This window comes from Streptomyces sp. Ag109_G2-15 (assembly GCF_900215565.1).
GTDB lineage: Bacteria > Actinomycetota > Actinomycetes > Streptomycetales > Streptomycetaceae > Streptomyces > Streptomyces diastatochromogenes.
Map to the genome: position 1 here is coordinate 4,797,016 of NZ_OCNI01000001.1, position 21,361 is coordinate 4,818,376.

The 21,361-nt window shown below is 72.8% G+C and carries 18 protein-coding genes; 10 read left to right on the forward strand and 8 right to left on the reverse strand.

Annotated features, from left to right (window positions below; all coding sequences use genetic code 11):
* The first annotated feature begins 1 nt into the window (after nucleotide 1).
* The 5 genes from CRP49_RS21470 (at nucleotide 2) to CRP49_RS21490 (ending at nucleotide 5,996) form a co-directional block, all read left to right on the forward strand.
* A complete protein-coding gene (locus CRP49_RS21470) occupies nucleotides 2-673 on the forward strand; it encodes a hypothetical protein (RefSeq protein WP_097257478.1) in 672 nt (223 codons plus the stop codon).
* 4 nt (nucleotides 674-677) lie between these two features.
* On the forward strand, nucleotides 678-2,615 hold the full coding sequence (locus tag CRP49_RS21475) for a GMC oxidoreductase (RefSeq protein ID WP_097254841.1): 1,938 nt from the start codon (nucleotides 678-680) through the stop codon (nucleotides 2,613-2,615).
* Complete coding sequence (locus tag CRP49_RS21480; protein ID WP_097254842.1) at nucleotides 2,612-3,784, forward strand: ferritin-like protein; 1,173 nt, start codon at nucleotides 2,612-2,614, stop codon at nucleotides 3,782-3,784. Before CRP49_RS21475 ends, CRP49_RS21480 begins: the two co-directional genes overlap by 4 nt.
* Nucleotides 3,781-4,698, forward strand: coding sequence for a hypothetical protein (locus CRP49_RS21485; RefSeq protein WP_097254843.1), 918 nt, complete (start codon nucleotides 3,781-3,783; stop codon nucleotides 4,696-4,698). Before CRP49_RS21480 ends, CRP49_RS21485 begins: the two co-directional genes overlap by 4 nt.
* 80 nt (nucleotides 4,699-4,778) lie before the next feature.
* Nucleotides 4,779-5,996, forward strand: a complete 1,218-nt coding sequence (locus tag CRP49_RS21490; RefSeq protein ID WP_097254844.1) for a serine/threonine-protein kinase — start codon at nucleotides 4,779-4,781, stop codon at nucleotides 5,994-5,996.
* 239 nt (nucleotides 5,997-6,235) lie between these two features.
* Here the strand turns inward: CRP49_RS21490 and CRP49_RS21495 are convergent, their stop codons facing one another.
* Both CRP49_RS21495 and CRP49_RS21500 read right to left on the reverse strand, forming a co-directional pair.
* The gene (locus tag CRP49_RS21495) at nucleotides 6,236-7,273 is read right to left on the reverse strand and encodes a rod shape-determining protein (RefSeq protein WP_097254845.1); all 1,038 of its coding nucleotides are present in this window, start codon (nucleotides 7,271-7,273) and stop codon (nucleotides 6,236-6,238) included.
* A 127-nt stretch (nucleotides 7,274-7,400) separates the two neighbouring features.
* Entirely contained in the window at nucleotides 7,401-7,763 is a 363-nt protein-coding gene (locus CRP49_RS21500) for a CU044_2847 family protein (protein ID WP_097254846.1), read from the reverse strand.
* 211 nt (nucleotides 7,764-7,974) lie between these two features.
* Between CRP49_RS21500 and CRP49_RS21505 the strand changes: the two genes are divergently transcribed.
* Complete coding sequence (locus CRP49_RS21505; protein WP_097254847.1) at nucleotides 7,975-11,592, forward strand: S8 family serine peptidase; 3,618 nt, start codon at nucleotides 7,975-7,977, stop codon at nucleotides 11,590-11,592.
* A 1-nt stretch (nucleotide 11,593) separates the two neighbouring features.
* Here CRP49_RS21505 and CRP49_RS21510 read toward each other — a convergent pair whose 3' ends face one another.
* Genes CRP49_RS21510 through CRP49_RS21525 form a run of 4 tightly spaced genes read right to left on the reverse strand, consistent with a single transcriptional unit; the run spans nucleotide 11,594 to nucleotide 16,126 of the window.
* Nucleotides 11,594-12,946, reverse strand: a complete 1,353-nt coding sequence (locus tag CRP49_RS21510; protein WP_097254848.1) for a carboxyl transferase domain-containing protein — start codon at nucleotides 12,944-12,946, stop codon at nucleotides 11,594-11,596.
* On the reverse strand, nucleotides 12,939-14,387 hold the full coding sequence (locus CRP49_RS21515) for an acyl-CoA synthetase (RefSeq protein WP_097254849.1): 1,449 nt from the start codon (nucleotides 14,385-14,387) through the stop codon (nucleotides 12,939-12,941). Before CRP49_RS21515 ends, CRP49_RS21510 begins: the two co-directional genes overlap by 8 nt.
* A gap of 52 nt (nucleotides 14,388-14,439) precedes the next feature.
* Entirely contained in the window at nucleotides 14,440-15,045 is a 606-nt protein-coding gene (locus CRP49_RS21520; protein WP_097254850.1) for an O-methyltransferase, read from the reverse strand.
* 10 nt (nucleotides 15,046-15,055) lie between these two features.
* Entirely contained in the window at nucleotides 15,056-16,126 is a 1,071-nt protein-coding gene (locus CRP49_RS21525; protein WP_097254851.1) for a MerR family transcriptional regulator, read from the reverse strand.
* A 153-nt stretch (nucleotides 16,127-16,279) separates the two neighbouring features.
* Here CRP49_RS21525 and CRP49_RS21530 point away from each other — a divergent pair, with 153 nt between their 5' ends.
* Nucleotides 16,280-17,155 (forward strand): RimK family alpha-L-glutamate ligase, encoded by an 876-nt coding sequence (locus tag CRP49_RS21530; protein WP_097254852.1) that lies wholly within the window; start codon nucleotides 16,280-16,282, stop codon nucleotides 17,153-17,155.
* On the opposite strand, the gene CRP49_RS21535 is transcribed toward CRP49_RS21530, so the two are convergent.
* Nucleotides 17,146-18,051, reverse strand: a complete 906-nt coding sequence (locus CRP49_RS21535) for a LysR family transcriptional regulator (RefSeq protein WP_097254853.1) — start codon at nucleotides 18,049-18,051, stop codon at nucleotides 17,146-17,148. The genes CRP49_RS21530 and CRP49_RS21535 overlap by 10 nt on opposite strands.
* Before the next feature lie 98 nt (nucleotides 18,052-18,149).
* Here CRP49_RS21535 and CRP49_RS21540 point away from each other — a divergent pair, with 98 nt between their 5' ends.
* On the forward strand, nucleotides 18,150-18,980 hold the full coding sequence (locus CRP49_RS21540) for an oxidoreductase (RefSeq protein ID WP_097254854.1): 831 nt from the start codon (nucleotides 18,150-18,152) through the stop codon (nucleotides 18,978-18,980).
* Between the two features lie 6 nt (nucleotides 18,981-18,986).
* Here the strand turns inward: CRP49_RS21540 and CRP49_RS21545 are convergent, their stop codons facing one another.
* Entirely contained in the window at nucleotides 18,987-19,550 is a 564-nt protein-coding gene (locus CRP49_RS21545) for a hypothetical protein (protein ID WP_373560361.1), read from the reverse strand.
* Nucleotides 19,551-19,681: 131 nt separating this feature from the next.
* Between CRP49_RS21545 and CRP49_RS21550 the strand changes: the two genes are divergently transcribed.
* On the forward strand, nucleotides 19,682-20,455 hold the full coding sequence (locus CRP49_RS21550) for an IclR family transcriptional regulator (protein WP_097254856.1): 774 nt from the start codon (nucleotides 19,682-19,684) through the stop codon (nucleotides 20,453-20,455).
* Nucleotides 20,452-21,297, forward strand: coding sequence for an SMP-30/gluconolactonase/LRE family protein (locus CRP49_RS21555; protein ID WP_097254857.1), 846 nt, complete (start codon nucleotides 20,452-20,454; stop codon nucleotides 21,295-21,297). The genes CRP49_RS21550 and CRP49_RS21555 overlap by 4 nt, the downstream gene beginning before the upstream one ends.
* The last annotated feature ends 64 nt before the right edge of the window (nucleotides 21,298-21,361 follow it).

Genomic DNA, 21,361 nt, shown 5'->3' on the forward strand with positions numbered 1-21,361 from the left:
CATGCACACCTCCGACACCACCTCGCCCGACCCCGAACTCCGGCGGTTCGTCGAACTGTCGATGCCGCTCACCGGCTTCGCCACGTACGACCTGTACGCCACCGGCATGGCACAGCTGTACCTCGACACCGTGCGCGGCCAGCTGGGCGCAAGCCGTCTGACCGACTTCCTCGACACCTGGCAGCCGGCCCTCGCGACCATCGAGGGAGCGCGGCAGCTCTCGCCCCTCGACCGGGAGATCGCCCGCGCGGTGACCTACCTCTGGTACACCGGCGGCTGGCCCCGGCTCGCCCCGGCCGCCCACGCCGCACTGCGCCGCGAGGTGCCGAACACCGAGTTCGTGGCCTCGCCCAGCAGTTACCCCGAAGGACTCGTCTGGCGCACCTTCGCCGGGCACCCGGCCGGGGCCAAACCGCCGGGCTTCGGCACCTGGGCGAACGAGCCACCGGCGCTGCCGACCCTGGAGGAGATCGTCGAGGAACTGCGTGCCGCCGCCGAGGACCCCGCGGTACAGGCCGCGTGCGCCCCGGCCGCGTACCGAGCAGAGGTGCCGTCCGGCAGCGTCCCCGCCCATCTGATGCCCGGGCCGCGCCCCTCCCGCGCCGTCGCCCCGTCCGCCGTTCCGGCCGCCGCCGCGCCGCCGGACACGGAACCCGAGGAAGCGAGTGAGTGAAGCGATGACCGTGACCACAACGGGTCCCGCTGTCAGCGGCCGCCGCTACGACGTCATCATCGTCGGCAGCGGCTGGGCCGGCAGTCTGGTCGCCCGGCACCTCGGCAAGCAGGGCTGGCAGGTCCTGGTGCTGGAGGCCGGCAACGGCGGCACCGACACCTGGGCCGGCTACCAGGACACCGTCGACACCTTCTCCGGCGCGGTGATCAAGGTCCCCAACGCCGCCTACCGGCGCAACGCGGCCGCCCCCTTCCCGGACGTCCTCGACCTGCGCCCCACCGCCGACCCGCCCGGCTACACCGCCACCGGACACTTCGTCCAGACCGGCCCACTGCCCTACGGCACCGACTACATCCGCGCGCTCGGCGGAGCGGCGATGCACTGGCTGGGCGCGGTACCGCGGATGCACCCCGAGGACTACGCGACCCGCGACCGCTACCGCTACGGACGCAACTGGCCGGTCTCCGCAGCCGAGTTGGAGCGCCATGTCCGCGACGCGGAGCTGCTCATCGGCTCCGCGGGCGACGCGACCGCACAGTGGGGGCTCGGGGTCGTACCGGACGCCGACTACGAGTACCCGATGCAGGAGATCCCCTGGAGCCACCAGGACTGGATCTTCCAGGACCGACTCGACGGCAAGACGGTACGGGACGCCCTGGCGGGCGTCGACTACGCGCTGAAGGTGTACGGGCTGCCGCAGGGCCGCAACAGCACCCCCAACCCGCTCTTCGACGGCGGCTACCGCCCGCGCGGTGCCGTCGGACTGCCCAACTTCGGCGAGCGGTGCGTGGGCAACTCCAGCTGCACCCCGATCTGCCCGGTGCAGGCCAAGTCCTCACCGCTCAGGCTCCAGCAGGACTTCACCGACTCCGTCCATCTCGCCACGCGCTGCGTGGTCAGCCGGGTCCTGCCGGGCCGCGGCAACACCGTGCGCGGGGTGGAGTTCCGGGAGTACGGCGATCCGGCCACCCCGGTGAGCACCCCGTACACCGCCGAGGCGGACATCGTCGTCCTGGCGGCACACGCCATCGAGAACGCCGTACTGCTGCTCGCCTCCGAGATGGCCAACAGCAGCGGCTACGTCGGCTGCCACCTCATGGACCACCCCACCATGCTGGCCTGGGCCAGGATGCCGCAGGGCGTGCCCGTCGGACCGTTCCGCGGCCCCGGACACACCACGGGCCTGGAGTGCTTCCGGTTCGGTGACGGACGCGGCAGGCGCGCCCCGTTCCGCATCGAGATCGGCAACTGGGGCTGGGGCTGGGCGACCGGCGCCCCCCTGAGCAACGTCGGCGCCATGCTGGGGCTCGGCGGCGACGCCAAGGGCGAGATCAAGGCGGAGGGGCTCTTCGGCCCGGAGCTGCGCAACCGGCTGGGCGACGAGATCAACCGCCAGGTACAGCTCCAGATCGCCGTCGAGCAGCACGCCGACCCCGCCAACCGGGTCACCATCGACCCGCGCAGGCACCGCGACGGCGTGGGCAACCCCAAGCCCATCCTCCACTACGACCTCGACAAGCGGGTCCGGGACGGGGTCTTCGCCGCCCGCAAGGTCTCCCAGAAGATCTTCGCCGCGCTCGGCGTGGAGAAGGACTTCACCCACCACGGCCCGGGCCCGGACGGCGTCGCCCCCGTGGGCCACTTCAAGCACCAGGCCGAACCGGGCGGCGAGGTACTGGACCTGGCGTACCACGGGGCCGGGCACGGCGCAGGCACGCACATCATGGGATCCAGCGCGGGCTCGTCGGTGGTCGACTCCTACCAGCGCACCCACGACCACCCCAACCTCTTCGCCGTGGGCTGCGGCAGCATGCCCTCGATCGGCACCAGCAACCCGACGCTCACCATGGCCGCGCTCGCTCTGCGCAGCGCCGAGAAGATCCACCGCGACCTGGCCGAGCTGCACCAGCCGGTCACCCTGGCGACGGAGGGCACCCGATGATCACCGCCTACGCGCTCACCCGGAGCGGCCCCAGACCGCCGGCGAACGTCGAGGAGCTGCGGACCTACCTCCAGGCGGCCCTGGAGGTCGAGCACCTGACGATCCCCGTCTACATGACGGGGATGTACACCATCAAGCCCGGCACCAACCGCTACGCCCACGACGCCATCCGCAGCGTGGTTCTGGAGGAGATGCTGCACCTGACGCTCGCCGCGAACCTGCTCAACGCGGTCGGCGGGACGCCGAACGTCGACAACCCCCGGTTCGTCGCCGGATACCCGGCACAGCTGCCGTTCAGCGACCCGAGCCTGCCGAAGATCCCGCTCCAGCACTTCTCGCCGCAGGCGCTCGACACCTTCATGCTCATCGAGCGCCCCCGCTCGTTCGTGCCCTCGAAGCCCGGACAGACCGGCTGGACCTCCATCGGCCAGTTCTACGACCTCATCCGGCAGGGCCTGATCGACCTGGAGGAGAAACGGCGACGCGACCACCAGGACGGCAGGTCGACCTCGCCCACCATCTTCACCGGCCCCCCGGAACGCCAGGTGGGCCCCGAGGACTTCTACAACTCGGGCGGGGAGGTGTTCGCCGTCACCGACCTGAAGAGCGCGCTCCTGGCCGTCGAGGTGATCAGCGACCAGGGCGAGGGCGCCGCCGACACCATCTGGGACAGCGACGACACCATCTTCGACGAGGAACGCCAGGTCGCCCACTACTTCCGCTTCAAGGAGATCCGGGTCGGCCGCCGCTACGGCCGCCACGACCTGCCGCGCACCGAGCCCAGCGGTCCGCTCATCGACGTCACCTGGGACGACGCGTACCCCATCCACGGGGCCGCGAAGGTGCGGGACTACCCCGAGGGCTCCCAGGTCCGATGGCAGGCACAGCACTTCAACCAGCGGTACGCCTACCTGCTCACCCTGCTGCAGCTGGCCTTCACCGGCCACCCGGGCGTCATGGGGGACGCGGTCCCGGTGATGCTGGAGATGCGCGACCTCTCGGAGCGGCTGTACCGCAACCCGTACCCCGACCCGATCTCGGTGCATCAGGACCTCCACGCCAGCCCCACCTTCGAACTCGTGGAGGAGTACTTCGACGCGGCACACACCGAGGCCGCCGAAACCATCCGGGCACACCGCACCGCCACGACCGAGGAGTACACGCCATGAGCGACCAGAAGGCCCGCCACGACCTTCCACCCCTGCCCCAAGGCTTCACCCTGCCCTTCTTCTACGGCACCTTCACCAACATCGGCTTCGACTACCTGCTGGACGACGCCGACGAGCACCAGGCGGTGAAGGCCCTGCTCCGGGAGGACGCGGCGGGCCAGTACCTGTCGCCCGCCGTCTTCGAAGGCAGCGTGTGCCTGTCCTTCAACTACCAGCTGTACTTCGCCCAGTTCGGCAGCGGCACCGGCGTCACGCAGGAGATCGAACTCAACGTCGTCGCCCACCCCACGGCCGAGGCCCACCGGGTACCCAGGCTCACGTACACGCAGTACGCGCACGGCGAGGACCAGACCCGCACCCTCGGGTTCTGCCGTATCCACGTGGCGTGCGACAGCGACATCGCCATCAAGGCGGGCGTGGAGCTGTTCAACGAGCCCAAGCACAAGGCCGGTTTCCGGCACACCCTTCCGGTGCCCAACGCCACCACCGTCGACCCGAAGGCGGTCGACCAGTGGAAGGTGGTGTGCGGCAAGTACGGCACGGCGGCGGCCGACGGTTCCTTCACCCCGGCCAACACCTACTTCTCCTTCGAGGCCGACCTCAGCGGTCTGACCTCGCAGCCGGTCAGCGCGGCGCCGTTCACCGAGTACGGCAGCAGGCATGTGCACAAGGACGAGGCGAGCCTGCACTTCCGCCCGCTCGCGGCACCGCTCAACGTCTTCTCGCCGTACGCCTGGTACGACCTGAGAGACGGCGAGGAGCCGCTCGAGCTGGCCCTCGGCCAGGCCGACCCCCAGGGCCGGAGCAAGGCCCTCCTCGACCTGATCGTGGACAAGAGCCCGGTGGGCGCGTGGGTCTACCAGTCGCCGCCCGTGGCGGCGCAGAACCGGCCGTACTGGGTCAGGAAGGCCTGAGACCCGGATCCCGTGGCCGGCACCCGGTGTGACCGTGGGCTCGTTCCAGGGCCGCCGGGGCCGGCCGCCATACTGTGCGCATGGAACGCATAGGGGGCTACCTCGTCGAGCGGAAGCTCGGTGAGGGAGGGATGGGGACCGTCTTTCTCGCGCGGACGCGGGGCGGTCGTGCGGTCGCGCTGAAGGTCGCCAAGGCCGAGCTGGCGGCGGACCCGGTCTTCCGCGAGCGGTTCCGCAGCGAGGTCGAGGCGGCCCGCGCGGTCGGCGGCTTCCACACGGCGCCGGTGGTGGACGCGGACGTCGACGGGGATCCGCTGTGGCTGGCGACCGCCTACATTCCCGGACCCACCCTCGTGGCCCGGCTCGCCGCCCAAGGCGCCATGGACGAACCGCAGTTGCGGGCACTGGCCGCCGCGCTCGCCGAGGCGCTGGAGTCCATCCACTCCTGCGGTCTGGTGCACCGCGATCTCAAGCCCGGCAACATCATCATGGCCGAGGACGGGCCGCGGGTCCTCGACTTCGGCATCGCCCGGGCCGTCGAGTCCACCCGTCTCACCGCCACTGGCACCGCCTTCGGCACGCCCGGCTTCCTCGCCCCCGAACAGGCCCTCGGCAACGATGTGACCGGCGCCGCCGACGTGTTCGCCCTCGGCGCCGTCCTGGTTGCCGCGGCCGGCGGCAGCGCCTGGGGCGAGGGCACGCCCATGGGGCTGATGTACCGCTCCGTGCACGAGCCGCCGAACGTGTCCGCCGTCCCCGCCCCTCTCGTGGACCTGGTGTCGGCGTGCCTGGCCAAGAACCCCGCGGACCGGCCGACGCCCACCGCACTGCTGGACCGCCTGACCGGCCAACCGCAGGAGCAGACCCCGCCGACCGCGCCGCCGTACACCCCGACGGTCGCCGCACCCACGCCGCCCACGCCGCATCCGCACGTCCCGGCGACGCCCCCGTACCTCCCTCCGCCACCCGTGACCGCGCCTCCGGTCGCGTACGGGTTCGGGCCGCCGCTTCCGTACGGCCCACCCGAGGCCGTGCTCGCCGACCGGGAGTCCCGGGTCGTCGTGAACGCGACCGGGGTGATCCTCGAAGTCGCCGGTGTCGCGGCGGACTTCGAGTGGGCGGAGATCGCCGGTGTCGTCCGTACGCCCTCCACACTGGGCAGCCGGCTCACCGTGACGGTGCGGTTGTGGGACGGCGGCGTGTACGCCTGCGAGCTGAACGCCCGCCGGTCGGCCCGGCTCGCCGAATGGATCGCACACCTCGACCCCGTCCTCGGCCGCTACCTGGCCGGCCGGTAGCCGTTCAAGAACCAATACGTGGCCTGTACTTGGCTTGGACATGCCCTGTCCTGGGCACGGACCTCCTACAGGAGCCGCCGCGGGGGCGGTGCCGGCAGAAGGAGGGCGGCATGGACCGTCGCATCCGGGTACGTGTCAGTCGTCGGCCCGCCGCCCCGCGCGGGCAGGAGATCGACCGCAGGACGCCCTCGGGGCGCATCCTGCCGTACTGACGGCCTGAAGGATCAGAGGGCTGGGGCTCAGGCGGCCAGTGGGTCGAGGAGCAGTGGGTCGATCCGGCCCTCCAGCATGGCCCCGAGACCCTGTACGGCGCACACGTCGGGCCGTTCGGCGATGTGCACCGGAATGCCGGTCGCCCGGCGCAGCATCTGGTCCAGGCCGGGCAGCAGCGCCGAGCCGCCGACCATCATGATCCCGCGGTCGGCGAGGTCGGCCACCAGGTCGGGCGGGCAGTCGCGCAGCACCTTGCCGATCCCGTCCAGGACGGCCGTCAGCGGGGTCTGGATGGCGTCGCGCACGGCGGCGGTGTCGACGTGCACGCTGCGCGCGAGTCCGGTGGCCACGTCCCGCCCGTGGATCTCCGTCGAGGCCGGCCCGTGCGGGGTGAGCCCGTTGCCGGACAGGGCGAGCTGCAGCGGCCGTACGGCCTGGCTGGGCAGCATCAGCTCGTGCCGGTGCCGCAGATGCTGAACGATCGCGTGGTCCACGGCCTCCCCGCCGACCGGGATCCGCTCGGCGGTGACGATGGACCCCAGCGACAGCACCGCCACCTGCGTGGCCGCCGCCCCGCACACCATGATCATGGTGGCCTCGGGCCGCTCCACGGGCAGTCCGCACCCCACCGCGGCCGCGATGAGCGTGTCCACCAGCTCCACCCGCCGCGCGCCCAGCCCGACCAGCGTCTCGATCGTGGCCCGCTGGGCCAGCGGGTCCGCGTCGTGCGGGGTGCAGGCCGCCGCGCGCAGCCGGGGCTTGCGGCGCAGCGTGCGGCGCATCTTGTCGCCGAGCAGGTGCCGCAGCATGCGCTGGGCCATCTCGATGTCGACGATCGTGCCACCGGAGACGGGCCGTACGACCCTGATGTACGCCGGCGTCTTCCCCGTCATCTTCTCCGCGAACTCGCCCACCGCGATGAGCCCTCCGGTACGGGTGTTCACGGCCGCGACCGAAGGCTGGTCGACGACGAGACCGGCACCCTTCACATACACCCGGGTACGGGCCGCACCCAGGTCGACGGCGAAGTGGCAACGGCGCAGCTGCTCCAGACTGACGGTCACGGCAGATCCTCCCGAGTGCGCGGTTCTTGGGGCCGGATGGTGGCTTCTTTCGCATCCTCTGGGGGATTCCGGTGGCGCGCCTGCGGGAGGGGGCCGGGCGGGGCGCGGCTGAATGGGGGGTTTCCGGTCAGCGGGTCCCCGCGTCGTCCGCGGCGGCCGGTGCCGCGTCCTTCGACGACCAGCTCAGCTTGACGACCAGCTGTCCCTCGGCCGCTCCCTTGGCGATGACCGCCCCGGCCTCCGCGCTCAGCTTCACGCCGAACTCCAGCTCCACGGAGTCGGGTCGCAGTGTGCCGTCGCGGAAGACCCGGAGCGCGGACTGGGCCGCCGAGCGGACGCCGTCCAGGGTGCCCTCGAAGGTGCGGGCGGCCTGGGCCGCCGGGCCGCCGCCCTCGCCGCGGGAGACGAGCCGGGTGCCGCCCGTGCTGTCCGTGGCCTCCACCACGACGACGGCGCCGTCCTCCGTGGTGAACTCCATCAGCTTGTTCATGGCGCCTTACCCCCGTGTTCCTGGCCGATGTGCCAACTCCATTGTTGCTGACGGGGAGTGGGGATGTCCCCGCTTCGGCCCGTGCCACGCGGCGCCGTTGGCGGGAAGCCGCCAGGACGCCTTTCCGCCACCGACGGTCAACACCCCCGCAACACGCGGCACATGACACTCGTCCCAGCACTCGACGCGCTCGACACGAGAAGAGGCGTGGATGACCAGAGGACCAGTCAGACGCGGGGCGGCGCTGCTCGCGACGGGGCTCGTGATCGCCCTGTCGCCGACGGCCCCGGCGGTCGCGCAGCAGGCCGTCACCGCGGCCCCGCGCACCCCGGACGCCGCCACCACCGTCACCCTCGTCACCGGCGACCGGGTGACCGTCACCGACCTCGGGCAGGGGAGGAAGACGGTCACCGTGCAGCGTCCGCGGGGCGCCACCGGCGCGGTGCGGACGCAGGTCGGCGACGGCGACATCACCGTCGTACCGGACGAGGCGCTGCCCTACCTGCGGGCCGGCACCCTGGACCGGCGGCTGTTCGACGTGAGCGGGCTGATCCGGCAGGGGCTCACGGACGCCAAGGCCGACGCGCTGCCGCTGATCGTGACCTATGCGAAGGGCGCGCGTGCCGTCACCCCGGCCGGCGCCGAGCAGACCCGGGCGCTGCCGAGCCTGAGTGGCGCCGCCGTCGAGGCGGACCGGGGCCGCACCTTCTGGCGCTCCTTCACGCACCGCCACACCGTCGGCAAGGTCTGGCTCGACGGACGGGTCAAGGCCGACATGGCCGAGAGCAACGCGCGGATAGGCACCCAGGCCGCCTGGGACGCGGGGTTCACCGGCAAGGGCGTCACGGTCGCCGTCCTCGACACCGGCGTCGACCTGAGCCATCCCGACCTCAAGGACCGGGTCACCGCCACCAGGAGCTTCATCGACGGGCAGGAGGTCGCCGACCGCAACGGGCACGGCACCCATGTCACCTCCACCGTCGGGGGCAGCGGGGCCGCCTCCGACGGCAAGGAGAAGGGGGTCGCGCCCGGCGCCACCCTCGCCGTCGGCAAGGTGCTCAGCGACCAGGGCTCGGGCAGCGAGTCCCAGATCATCGCGGGCATGGAGTGGGCGGCGCGGGACGTGCACGCCCGGGTGATCTCCATGAGCCTCGGCTCCACCGAGGCCAGCGACGGCACCGATCCCATGGCCCAGGCGGTGAACACCCTCTCCAAGGAGACCGGCGCCCTCTTCGTCGTCGCCGCCGGCAACACCGGCTCCCCGTCCTCCATCGGCTCGCCCGGCGCCGCCGACGCGGCCCTCACCGTCGGCGCGGTGGACTCCGCCGACCAGGCCGCCTACTTCACCAGCGCCGGACCCCGGTACGGCGACAACGCCCTGAAGCCGGACCTCTCGGCCCCCGGCGTCGACATCCTCGCCGCCCGCTCCCAGCTCGTCTCCGGCAGCGGCTACTACACCTCCATGAGCGGTACGTCCATGGCGACCCCGCATGTCGCGGGAGCGGCCGCCCTGCTCGCCGAGGAGCACCCCGACTGGACCGGCGCGCAGCTGAAGGACGCGCTGATGTCCAGCTCCAGGCAGCTCGACGTGTCCGCGTACCTGCTGGGCGCGGGGCGGGTGAGCGTCGCCGACGCCGTGACGGCGGACCTCACCGCCACCGGCAGCGCCGACCTCGGCTTCTACAGCTGGCCCTACGCGGCGAACCAGCCGGTCACCCGGCTCCTCACCTACCGCAACTCGTCCGACAAGGACGTGCGGCTGAAGCTCTCCGTCCAGGGCGGCCCGGACGGCGTCGCCACCCTCGCCGACTCCACCCTCACCGTCCCCGCGCACGGCACCGCGTCCACCACCGTCACCGGTGACGGATCGAAGGCACCGGTCGGGGAGAGCAGCGGGCAGATCGTGGCCTCCGCGCCGGACGGCACCCCGCTCGCGCACACCGTGTTCGGGCTGGTCAAGGAGGAGGAGCGGTACACGCTCACCGTCCACGTGAAGGACCGCGACGGCACGCCCACGCCCGCCGACCTCGCCGTACAGCGGCTCGCCGCGGGCGAGGACGCCCAGCCCGCGCACGTCGGTGACTCCGGCACCCTGAAGCTCCGCCTCAAGCCCGGCGCCTACAGCCTGGCCTCCTTCCTCGACGTGCGCGGCAGCCACGGCGCCGACTCGCTCGGCCTCGGCTTCCTCGCCGCCCCCGAGATCACCCTCGACCGGGACCGCGACATCACCCTCGACGGACGCGAGCTGCGGGAGGTCAAGGCGGACGTCGACCGCCGCACCGAGACCCACCAACTCCTCATGGAGTACGACCGGACCGCGAACGGCGCCGACCTGTTCGGCGCGGTCCAGGTACCCCTGACCTACGACAGCGTCTTCGCCGCGCCCACCGAGAAGGTCACCCAGGGCGGCTTCGCGTACCGGACCGTGTGGCGGCTGGCCAAGCCGATGCTGCAGGTCAAGGGGGTCGGCGAGGCGACCGTACAGGCGGGCGGGACGCTGATCGAGGGACATACGAAGCTGCCGCTGGTCGACGTCGGGGACGGGCCGTTCACCGGAGTGGCCGGCAAGGCGGTGCTCGCCCGCCTGGCCGACGGCGCCGACCCGGCCGCGCTGGCCCAGGCCGCCCAGGACGCGGGCGCCAAGGCGCTGTTCGTGACGGACGACGCGCCCGGCCGCCTGATGGCCTGGTGGGGCACGGACGACAACGCCGACCGGCCGCTGCAGATCGCCACGGTGAACAGGGCCGACGCGGCCCGGCTGCGGGCGGCGGGACGCGTCGACATGACCGGCACCCGTAACTCGCCGTACGTGTACGACCTGTCGGAGGGGCACCGGGGCGCGATCCCGGACCGGGACCTCACCTACCGGCCGAAGGGCAGCCAACTCGCCGCAGTGCACGTGAAGTTCCACGCCGCCCAGCCGGTGAGCGGCGGTGAGTTCCGGTACTCGATCACCGGCACCTTCCCGATCGGCCTCGGCTTCCAGGAGCGCGTCGACCTGCCCGCCGAGCGCACCGACTACGTGTCCACCGGCCCCGGCCAGCTGTGGCACGAGTCCGTCACCGCCCGCGACGGGGCACTGGAGGAGCGCAGCGGGCTGGTGCGCTACGAGGGCGGGTCGCGGCCTGAGCTGAACTGGTTCCGTCCCGTGTGGCACCCGTGGCTGGGCACCGGTCTCGGCTGGGGCCAGCAACGCGCCGGGAACCAGATCCAGTTGAACACTCCGGGCTGGGGCGACTCCGGGCCCGACCACACCGGCTTCGGCGACGTGTGGAGCGACGGCAGCGGGATGAGCCAGACCACCGCCCTCTACCTGGACGGCACGCTGGTCGACCGGCGCACCAGCTCCGGTGTCTACGTCTGGGACGCGCCCGCCGACGAGCACACCTACAAGGTGGTTACCGACACCGCCCTGGACGCCGGCCACTGGCAGCCCGCCACCAGGGGCCACACCGAGTGGACCTTCCGCTCGGCGGCCACCCCGGAGGACCGCTGGACCTATCTGCCGCTGATCAACCTCGCCTTCGACCTCGACACCGACCTTTCCGGCCGGGTGCGCGCGGGGCAGCGCATTCCGGTCGGACTCGGCGCCGAGTACGTGGCGAAGGCGGCCGGCACCGGCACCCTCGGCGGCGGCCGTCTGGAGGTGTCGTACGACGACGGCACGACCTGGCGGACGGTCCCCCTGACCACCGGCCCGGGCGCCTCCTGGCGGGGCACGCTGACCGTGCCGCGCGGCGCCGCCCATGTCTCCCTGCGGGCCTCGGCCCACGACGACAAGGGCGGCTCGGTGACCCAGGAGATCATCCGGGCGGTGACCGTGAAGTAGCTCAGGTCCGGGGGTGGTCCGCGGCTTCGACGATGCCTCGGACCACCCCCAGCTCCACCAGGTCCTGAGGCCGAATGCGCAGCTGGTCGGCGGTCGCCTCCACCTCCTTGGGCGGGCGCTTGAGGATCGCCGCCGCGAGTTCCGGGGCGATCACCGAGAAGTAACTGTCCGGCGTGGCCCAGGTGTTGCCCGGAGCGGCCAGCGCGAGCGCACCGCCGGAGCCGCCCTCGCCGACGACCAGCGTGGTGATCGGCACCCTGGCGGCGGCCACCGCCCCGAACACCTCGGCGATCGCCGCCCCGGCCCCCTGCCGCTCCGCCTCGGCGTCATTGGCCGCACCCGGCGTGTCCACCAGCGTCAGCACCGGGATGTCCAGCCGGTCCGCGAGCCGGATCAGCCGGGCCGCGGTGCGATACCCGGCGGGCCGGGTCGCCGCCCCGGTCTGCGCCGCGTACGCCACGGTACGGCCGTCCCGCTCACCGAACCCGCACAGCATGCCGTCGGGATCCGTACCGCCGCAGCGGTCGCCGCTCAGGGAGACCCGGCGGGTGAAGTAGGCGTCCAAGTAGGCCTGCGCACCCGGGCGTTCGGGGGCGCGGGCGCGCCGCACGGCTTCCCAGCCGGTGGCGGGCAGGTCGGGGATGGCGAGGGCGTGCGGTGCCGCGGCCTCCTGCGCGGGAGTGGTGAGCAGCCGCAGCCATGCCCCCAGGGTCTCCCGCAGCTCCTCCGGCCGTACCACCGCGTCCGCCGACCCCACCGCCACCTGTGCCTCGGCGGTGTAGGCGGCCGGGTCCGCGTCCGGGGGCCGGACCCGGGAACCGGCGAAGCCCACCTGGGCGCCCGGGAGCGCCAGGATCACATCGGCCCCGGCACCGAGAGTGGCCCAGCCGCCGCCGGTCGTGGGGTCCCGCAACACCGCGATCTGCGGCAGGCCCGCCTCCCGGGTGAGCGCCGACTCACGGGCCACGCGCTGCAGCTGGGTCAGCGCCAGCATGCCCTCCTGCATCCGGCTGCCGCCGGTGGCGACCAACGGCACGACCGGGAGCCGGTGGGCACGGGCGTGGTGGTACGCCGCCTCCAGCCGGTCGCCGGTGCGCTCGCCGAGGGAACCGCCGAGGAAGCCGAACTCGAACGCGATCAGCACGGCCCGGGTGCCCCCGACGCTCGCGGTGCCGCAGACGACCGACTCCTCCTCGCCGGTGCGCTCGGCGGCACGGGCGCGCGAGGCGTCGTAACCCTGCCAGCCGAGCGGGCCGTCGGCCTTCGGATTCCTTATCCTGCCCGGGAGTTCCTCGAAGGTCGTCTCGTCCGCGACCAGCGCCAGGATCTCCCGCGCCGACAGTCGCTCAGGCATCGGCCACCAGCGCCCGCTTCATGATCTTCCCCATGTCGTTGCGGGGGAGCGCCTCCAGGTAGTGGACCACCCGCGGCCGCTTGTGCGGGGCCAGCCGCCGGGCCACATGACCGGCCAACTCCTCTGCGGCGGGCGGCGACTGCGGGTCCGCCGGGACGATCCACGCCACGATCCGCTCGCCCAGGTCCGCGTCCGGCTCCCCGGTGACCGCCGCCTCCCGCACCCCCGGATGCTCCAGCAGGGCGTTCTCGATCTCGCCGGCCCCGATCTTGTAACCGCCGCTCTTGATGAGATCGGTGGCCTTGCGCCCGACGATCCGCACGTACCCGTCGCTCTCGCGCACGGCCATGTCGCCGGTGCGGAACCAGCCGTCGGCGGTGAAGGCGGCGGCGGTCGCGTCGGGCCGGTTCAGGTACTCGGTGAACAGGTTCGGGCCGCGCACCTGGATCTCGCCGACGGTCTCCCCGTCGTACGAGGCCACCTCCGTGCCGTCCTCCTCCACCAGCCGCAGCTCGACCCCGGGCAGCGGCACACCGACGGTCCCGGCGCGGGCCTCCCCGTCGGCCCGCACGCTGGTGTTCATCAGCGTCTCCGTCATGCCGTACCGCTCGATCACCCGCCGCCCGGTCGCGGCCGCGATCCGCTCGTGGTCGTGCACGGGCAGCGCGGCCGAGCCGGAGACCAGCAGCCGGGCCCCGGCCAGGGCCTTGGCCAGCTCGGGGTCGCCGGGGAGGGCCTCGGCGATGCGGTGGTACATCGTCGGCACCCCGAACAGCATGGTCGCGCCGTCGTTCAGCTCCCGGGCCACGCCCTCGGTGGTGAAGCGCCCCAGGTGCCGCACCGAGCCGCCGCGCCGCAGCGGGCCGAGGATGCCCAGCACGAGCCCGTGCACATGGAACAGGGGCAGCCCGTGCACCAGCACGTCGTCCTCCGTCCACTGCCAGGCGTCGGCGAGCGCGTCCAGGGTCGCGGCGAGGGCTCGGCGGGGGATGACGGCGCCCTTGGGAGGGCCGGTGGTGCCGGAGGTGTAGACGATGAGGGCGGGGGTGGTGTCGGAGGGCTGATCCTCGGGGGTGGCGCCGGTGGCGGACGCGTCTACGTCGAGCCGGTCCAAGTCACTGAGGACGGAAGGGAGTTCGGCGCCGGGAGCGGCCAGGATCAGGCCCGGTGCGCTGTCGGAGACGATGTGCGCCAGCTCCTTCTCACCCGATTTCGGGTTGAGCGGCACCGCGGCCACCCCGGCGAGCAGCGCGCCGGTCACCGCCACGGCGGTCTCCAGCTCCGGGGTCGCCCAGACGGCCACCCGGCCGGCCTCGCGGATCCGTGCGGCGAGCGCACCGGCCGCGCCCGCGAGTGCGCCGTACGTCAACGACCGTTCGCCGAACCGCAGGGCGACCCGGTCACCGGGACCGTCCGCCAGGGCGGGAAAGAGGGAGGACACGCGGCGCACTCCTTGGCTGTCTTGGCTGTCGGAAAGGCTCTCGGCACCCTTCCTACACCAGGAGCCGCGTCCCCACGACCGTGCTCAGATCGGGCGCGAGGCGCAATTCCGTCGCGCGGAGGGCGGGATGCTCCAACCAGTGCAGCCGGGTGAGGTCCGGGGTGCCCTCGTGCAGCGGCGGCCAGCCGGTCGCCGGGGTGAAGTCGTCGACGACGACGGTTCCGCCGGGTGCGAGCAGGCTCTCGACGTCGGCGGGCGCGTCGCCGGGGACCTTGCCCTGCCCGCCGCCGTCGAGTACGAGCAGGTCGAAGGGGGCGTGTGCTTCGATGCACCGCCAGTCGCCGGTGAGCACTCGGACGTCGGGGCGGTCGGCGAAGACCTCGGCCGCCGACCGTGCCCGCTCCGGATCCCGCTCCACGCTGTACAACCGGACTCCCGGCCCTGCCCCCGAGGCCAGCCAGGCCAGGCCGACGCCCAGCCCCGTCCCCGTCTCCCCGATCCGGGCCCGGGCACCGCCCGCCAAGGCGTGCAGCAGACGGCCCTGTTCGGGGCGGCAGGAGTAGGGGAAGCCGGAGGCGCGGGCAGCGGTGAGGGCTTGCCGCACGAGGGGCGGGAGGCCGTCCACGCCGGTGTACGCGTCGGTACCGTTGTTCGCCACACGTCCACTTCTACCCGACAGCCACGGGTGGGCGGGTGGACAGAACAACATCAGCGACAACACAGCTCACGTTGTCAGGACCGCCCGCTGCATTGGCCTCGTCGATCAGCACATGTACGGCGTCCTCGGCAGCGAGCAGCTCCTTGATCCGCTCGTCAGGGACAACACCGGTCAACCCGTCGGAGCACAGCAGGTACCGATCGCCGGCCCGAGCCTCGTGCAGCCGCAGATCCGGAACCGGGCGCGTACTTGTACCGAGCGCCTTCAACAGCAGCGCCCGCTGCGGATGACTCTCCGCCTCCTCCGGCGTCAGCCGCCCCTCGTCGATCAGGGACTGCACGACACTGTGGTCGTGGGTGATCCGGAACAGTTCCCCGTCCCGCAGCAGATACGCCCGCGAGTCCCCGATGTGCACGAGCGCCAGCTTCGACCCCGTCCACAGCAGCGCGGTCAGCGTCGTGCCGACATCACCTCCGCCCGCCAGCTCCTGTACCGCTTCACCAGCGGAGCGCACCGCGTCCTCCAGCAGGTTCAGCACGTTGCCGGCGGCGATCTCCTCTCCCTCTTCCAGGAACTTCAGCGCTTCCACGGCCGCGCTGCTCGCCGGCGCCCCCGCCGGACCGAAGCCGTCGGCCACGGCGAGCAGCCTGCGGCCCGCGTACACCGTGTCCTGGTTGGCCGGGCGGACGTGCCCACGGTCGGAGTGGGCGGAGTAACGGAGTTCCAGCATGGTGGTGTGGTCCCTTCTCGATTCGCCGGTCAGCTGGTCGACGAGGAACGCGGCGAGATCCCGCCGTACGGCCGTCTCCGCCTCGACCCGGGCCCAGTACGCCCGGATCTCCCGCGCGGCATTTGCCGGGTCCAGGGCGCACACCGCGCGGATCTCGGTCAGCGGCATGCCCAGCCGTCGTAGCCAGGCCACGAGCCGGGCCTGCTGGAGCTGTGCCACGGCGTAGTACCGGTAGCCGGTGTCCGGGTCGACCCGGGCGGGCCGCAGCAACTCCAGCTCGTCGTAGAGCCGCAGGGCCTTGGGGGACAGCCGGCTCGCCTTGGCGAAGGCCCCGATCGTCAGCAGTTCCATGAAAACCTCGCCGTCATCGAGACCTCGCGTTCCTCGCTTCCGCCACCGATGCTGGGGCTTCACCAAAGGTGAAGGTCAAATGCGTTGTCGTGGTTCCTGCCGCGCTTGTTAGCCTCACAGCCGATCGAACCGTCGTACGACAGGGAGCCCGCCGTGCCCCGTATCGCCCTCGCCACCTACGACCCCGGAGCCGAGCCGAGCAAGGACAGCGACCTGCCGGTGCTGGTGCGGGCCCTGCGGGAGGCGGGGGCCGAGGCCGAGAGCCGGGCCTGGGACGACCCGGACACGGACTGGGGCGGCTACGACCTCGTGGTCATCCGGTCGACCTGGGACTACAGCTGGCGCGCCGAGGAGTTCGAGGCGTGGGTGGAGCGGGTCGGCGCCGTGTCGCGCCTGGCCAATCCGTCCGCCGTGGTGCGCTGGAACTCCGACAAGCGGTATCTCGGGGAGCTGGCGGTGGCCGGTGTGCCCACCGTTCCCACGCGCTACATCGCTCCGGGTGAGCCTGCTGACCTGCCTCTCGATCACGAGTACGTGATCAAGCCGACCTCCGGTGCGGGCGCTCGGTTCGCCGCCCGTTATGCCCCCGCCGAGCGCGAGACGGCGGTACGGCAGCTGGCGCGGATGCACGCGGAGGGGTTCACGGCGATGGTGCAGCCGTATGTGCGGGGCATCGACGTCAGCGGGGAGCGGGCGCTGCAGTTCTTCGGCGGCGGGCTGCTGCACGCCAGCCGGAAGGGTGCCGTCCTCTCGCCCGGTACCCCTTACGACGCCGACAAGGTCGCCCACCCCGACCTGGAGCCCTGGCAGCCCACGGACGCCGAACTCGCCGTTGCGGAGAAGGCGTTGACCGTCGTGCCCGGTGGTGCGCCCGAGTTGCTGTACGCACGCGTGGACCTTGTCGACGGGGAGGACGGGCAGCCGCGGGTGATGGAGCTGGAGCTGGTGGAGCCGAACCTGTTCCTGTTCCTGCACCCGGGCTCGCTGCCGCGCGTCACGGAGGCGATCCTGGCGGCGGCTCAGGACTGACCGACCGTGGCCCGGCAGGCCTCGGCGTACGCCCTGACCAGCGGGCGCCCCTCGTCCTCGCGGCGCCACGCCAGGGCGTAGCGGCTGGGGCCGATGCCCCGGACCGGGCGGGTGGTGACGCCGCCCAGGGTGATCAGCGGGGCGTTGCCCTCGGCGAGCAGGCAGACGCCGAGGCCGGCGACCAGCGCCTCGTACGTCTCCTCCACCCCGGCGATCTCGGCGCCGATGCGCGGCGGGCGGCCCGCCCGGGCGTCCAGGGCGAGCCAGTAGTCGCGCAGCGGGCCCGCGGTCCTGGGGAGGGCGAGGAACGGCTCGTCCAGCAGGTCCGCGAAGTCGATCTCGGCGCGGGCGGCGAGTGGGTGCGTGTCGGGGAGGGCGACCAGGCGGGGTTCCTCGGCGAGGACCGTCCAGGCGTAGCGCTCCTCGTCGGGCAGCGGCAGCCACACGAAGGCGACGTCCGCGCTGCCGTCCGCGAGGCCCGCCGTCGGGTCCTCCCAGCTCACCTGGCGCAGCCGGGCGGTGGCCTCGGGGTGCGCCGCGGTGAAGCGGGAGCGGATGGCCGGGAGGAGCCCGCCCCGGCCGGGGCTGGTGCTCATGCCCACCGTGAGCGTGCTGCGCTGCGCCGCCTTGGCTGCCTCCACCGCGGCCGCGCCCTCCTCCCACGCGGCCAGCACCCGCCGGGCGTGCGGCAGCAGCGCCTCGCCCGCGGCCGTCAGCGCCACCCCGTGCCGGTCGCGGTGCAGCAGCTCGGCCCCCAACTGGCGCTCCAGCGCCCGGATCTGCTTGCTGAGCGCGGGCTGCGACACGTACAGCCGCTCGGCGGCGCGCGTGAAGTGCAGCTCCTCGGCGACGGCGACGAAGTAGCGCAGGTCCCGGGCATGGACGTCCATGGTCATAACCGTTGGCTATCACCGTGGGTCTTGGACGGGCAACGGCATTAGGCACCAAGGTGGTTCGTGTCAGGACACACACGAGGTGGATACGGGGAGTTGCCGTGAACAAGGTATGGCTGGTTACCGGTGCGAGCAGTGGGTTCGGGCGGGCGATCACCGAGGTGGCGGTCGCCGCGGGTGATGTGGTGGTCGGCGCGGCCCGGCGTCCCGAGGCGCTGGACGACCTGGTGGCCGCGCACCCCGACCAGGTGGAGGCGCTGCGGCTGGACGTCACCGACCCGTCCGCGATCGAGGAGGCCGTACGGGACGTGGTGGCCCGGCACGGGCGGATCGACGTGCTGGTCAACAACGCGGGGCGTACGCATGTCGGTGCCGTCGAGGAGACCACCGACCAGGAGCTGCGGGAGCTGTTCGACCTCCACTTCTTCGGCCCGGCGGCCCTCGTGCGGGCGGTGCTGCCGCACATGCGGGAGCGGCGCTCGGGCGCGATCGTGCAGATGAGCAGCATGGGCGGGCAGATGTCCTTCGCGGGCTTCGGGGCGTACAGCGGGACGAAGTTCGCGCTGGAGGGCATGTCCGAGGCGCTCGCCGACGAGGTGCGGGAGTTCGGCATCAAGGTGCTGATCGTGGAGCCGGGCGGGTTCCGGACCTCGCTGATGGACCCCGCCCGCGCCGGGGTCAGCGCGGACAGCGGGACCTACGCCAAGGTGAGCGACACCCGCGGGCTCGTCGCGGGCGGCGACGGTACGCAGCCCGGTGACCCGGCCAAGGCGGCGGCCCTCATCCTGGCCGCGCTGGAGGCGGAGCGGACCCCGTTGCGGCTGCCGCTCGGCGACGACGGGGTGAGCGCCGTCCTGGGCCACCTCGACCAGGTCCGCGAGGACGTCACCGCGTGGGAGAAGCAGGCGAGGGCTACGGCCTTCGACGCCTGAGCCCGCTCAGGTGCGGATCGCCGTCCGCTGGAGCAGCCCCCAGGTGAACTCGGCGACGACCTCGTGTCGTACGCCGTCCCCGTCGGGGGCCGTGAAGGCCAGCCCCCAGCGGGTGGGGGCCGTGCCCTCCAGCGGGCGGGCCGGGGCGAAGGCGCGGGCGGCCTCGTCCACCGTGCAGGACCACGGGGTGAGGTCGTCCAGGGTGCGCAGGGCCGGGGCCGGGGCCGGGGCGCCCGGCGCGCGCACCAGCCACTCGTTCCAGACCGCACCGTCGGGAGAGACCAGCACCTCGAAGCGCAGACCGGGCCAGAGGGACAGCGCCCACTGCCGGGCCTCGCAGTCGACGTCACCGAGGCGGCGCGGGACGACGGCCTCGGGCTCGCCGAGGACCGAGCGGTACCGGGCGGCGGCGGACCGCGACCTCGGCGACCGGACCATGGCCTGCCAGCGCTTGTTGGCCTCCCGCATGTCCGCGATCGACGCGCCGAGCGAGCGCCGGGCGTTCTCGACCAGGTCCGGGTTGTGGTCGGCCATGCGGCGCAGCAGCACCAGCTGGAAGTCGAGTTGCATGGCACCCATGGTGCCCGGCTCGCTCCTGGCCATTGCCCGCGCAACCCTGCATGACTAGCCTGTGTTCGTCATGCCGATCGTCTGTTGAAATCTCGAACACAGACGCTTAGACCCAAGGGAGGGGGCCGGACATGGGACGCCTCGTGCCTGCCGTGACCCGGGCTCTGGACATTCTGGAGCTGTTCCTGGACGGGGACGGGACTCTCTCCGCCCCCGACATCGTGCGCAAGCTGCAGCTGCCGCGCACCACCGTGCACGAGCTGGTCACCACGCTCGCCGCACGCTCGTACATCGTGCAGGTGCCGGGACAGCCCGGACGGTACCGGCTCGGCGTACGCCCGTACCAGCTCGGCAGCCGCTACGCCGAGCAGCTCGACCTCGCGGCCGAGGGCCAGCAGGTGGCCCGCTCGGTCGCGGAGACCTGCGACGAGACGGTCCACGTGGCCATCCTCGAGGGCACCGACGTCATCTACATCGCCAAGGTCGACTCCACGCACGCCGTGCGCATGGTCTCGGCCGCGGGGCGACGGCTGCCCGCGCACTGCACCTCCGTCGGCAAGATGCTGCTGGCCTCGCTGCCGGAGCAGGAGCTGGCGGCGCGGATCCCGGACGATGCCGAGCTGACCGCGATGACGCCCAACAGCATCACCGATCCCGGCGCGCTGCGCGAGGCCCTGGCGGAGATCCGGCAGCGGGGCATCGCGGTGGAGAGCCGCGAGTCCAACCCGGACGTGTCGTGCGTGGCGGCCCCGGTGCGCGACCGCGCAGGTCACGTGGTCGCCGCGCTCTCCATCTCGGTCCCCATGATCCGCTGGAGCGACGAGCGCCGGGCCGAGCTGGAGCAGCTGGTCGCCAAGGGCGCGGCGGAGCTGTCGGAGCGGCTCGGCCACCGGAGCGTGGCATGACGGCGTACGAGGTCGCCGTGCCCGCGGAGGCGACGCTCGGCGAGGGCCCGACCTGGGACTCGGCGACCGGCCGCCTCATCTGGCTCGACATACTGGGCATGCGCGTCCACACGTACGACCCCTTCTCCGGCCGCCGGACGAGCCGTACGACGGAGCAGCACGTGGGCGCCGCGAAGCCCCGCGCGGGGGGCGGCCTGGTGCTGAACCTGCGCGACGGCGTCGGCCTGCTGGACCCCGACGACACCTTCCGCTGGCTGCACCACGAGCCGGTGCCCGGGCGCCGTGCCAACGACGCGGCCGTCGCACCCGACGGGGCCCTCTGGGCGGGCACGATGCGGTACGACGAGGCGGCGGGCGGCGGCACGCTGACCCAGCTGACCGGGGACGGGGACGTACGGGTCGTCCTTCCCGACGTCACCGTCAGCAACGGTACCGGCTGGAGCCCCGACGGCCGCCTCATGTACTACGCCGACACCCCGACTCGGCGTGTGGACGTCTTCGACTACGACGCCGAGGGCATCCGCAACCGCCGCACGCTGACGGAGATCGAGGAGGGGGCCGGCTTTCCCGACGGGCTGACTGTCGATGCGGAGGGGTGTGTGTGGGTGGCGCTGTGGGACGGCGGGGCGATCCGCCGCTACACCCCGTCCGGTGACCTGGACCGCGTGATCACGTTGCCGACCCCTCGCACGACGGCCTGCGCCTTCGGTGGCCCGGACCTGACCGACCTGTACATCACGACGGCTCGCATCGGGCTGTCGGCGCCACATCCGATGTCAGGCTCGCTGCTGGTGGTACCGGGGGTGGGGAAGGGGTTGCCGCAACCGGCGTTCGCCGGCTGACCGGATCCGGGGCCGGCCGGGGGTGGGTCGCGCAGCCCGGCGCTTACGGGGTGCCGCTGCGCCC

What these genes read in the sequence shown, in the direction of transcription:
- CRP49_RS21475 (WP_097254841.1), top strand. Translation starts at nt 678, where the DNA reads ATGACCGTGACCACAACGGGTCCCGCTGTCAGCGGCCGCCGCTACGAC.
- CRP49_RS21510 (WP_097254848.1), bottom strand. Translation starts at nt 12,946, where the DNA reads ATGCCTGAGCGACTGTCGGCGCGGGAGATCCTGGCGCTGGTCGCGGAC.
- CRP49_RS21535 (WP_097254853.1), bottom strand. Translation starts at nt 18,051, where the DNA reads ATGACCATGGACGTCCATGCCCGGGACCTGCGCTACTTCGTCGCCGTC.
- CRP49_RS21470 (WP_097257478.1), top strand. Translation starts at nt 2, where the DNA reads ATGCACACCTCCGACACCACCTCGCCCGACCCCGAACTCCGGCGGTTC.
- CRP49_RS21545 (WP_373560361.1), bottom strand. Translation starts at nt 19,550, where the DNA reads ATGCAACTCGACTTCCAGCTGGTGCTGCTGCGCCGCATGGCCGACCAC.
- CRP49_RS21500 (WP_097254846.1), bottom strand. Translation starts at nt 7,763, where the DNA reads ATGAACAAGCTGATGGAGTTCACCACGGAGGACGGCGCCGTCGTCGTG.
- CRP49_RS21490 (WP_097254844.1), top strand. Translation starts at nt 4,779, where the DNA reads ATGGAACGCATAGGGGGCTACCTCGTCGAGCGGAAGCTCGGTGAGGGA.
- CRP49_RS21480 (WP_097254842.1), top strand. Translation starts at nt 2,612, where the DNA reads ATGATCACCGCCTACGCGCTCACCCGGAGCGGCCCCAGACCGCCGGCG.
- CRP49_RS21550 (WP_097254856.1), top strand. Translation starts at nt 19,682, where the DNA reads ATGGGACGCCTCGTGCCTGCCGTGACCCGGGCTCTGGACATTCTGGAG.
- CRP49_RS21505 (WP_097254847.1), top strand. Translation starts at nt 7,975, where the DNA reads ATGACCAGAGGACCAGTCAGACGCGGGGCGGCGCTGCTCGCGACGGGG.
- CRP49_RS21525 (WP_097254851.1), bottom strand. Translation starts at nt 16,126, where the DNA reads ATGGAACTGCTGACGATCGGGGCCTTCGCCAAGGCGAGCCGGCTGTCC.
- CRP49_RS21555 (WP_097254857.1), top strand. Translation starts at nt 20,452, where the DNA reads ATGACGGCGTACGAGGTCGCCGTGCCCGCGGAGGCGACGCTCGGCGAG.
- CRP49_RS21485 (WP_097254843.1), top strand. Translation starts at nt 3,781, where the DNA reads ATGAGCGACCAGAAGGCCCGCCACGACCTTCCACCCCTGCCCCAAGGC.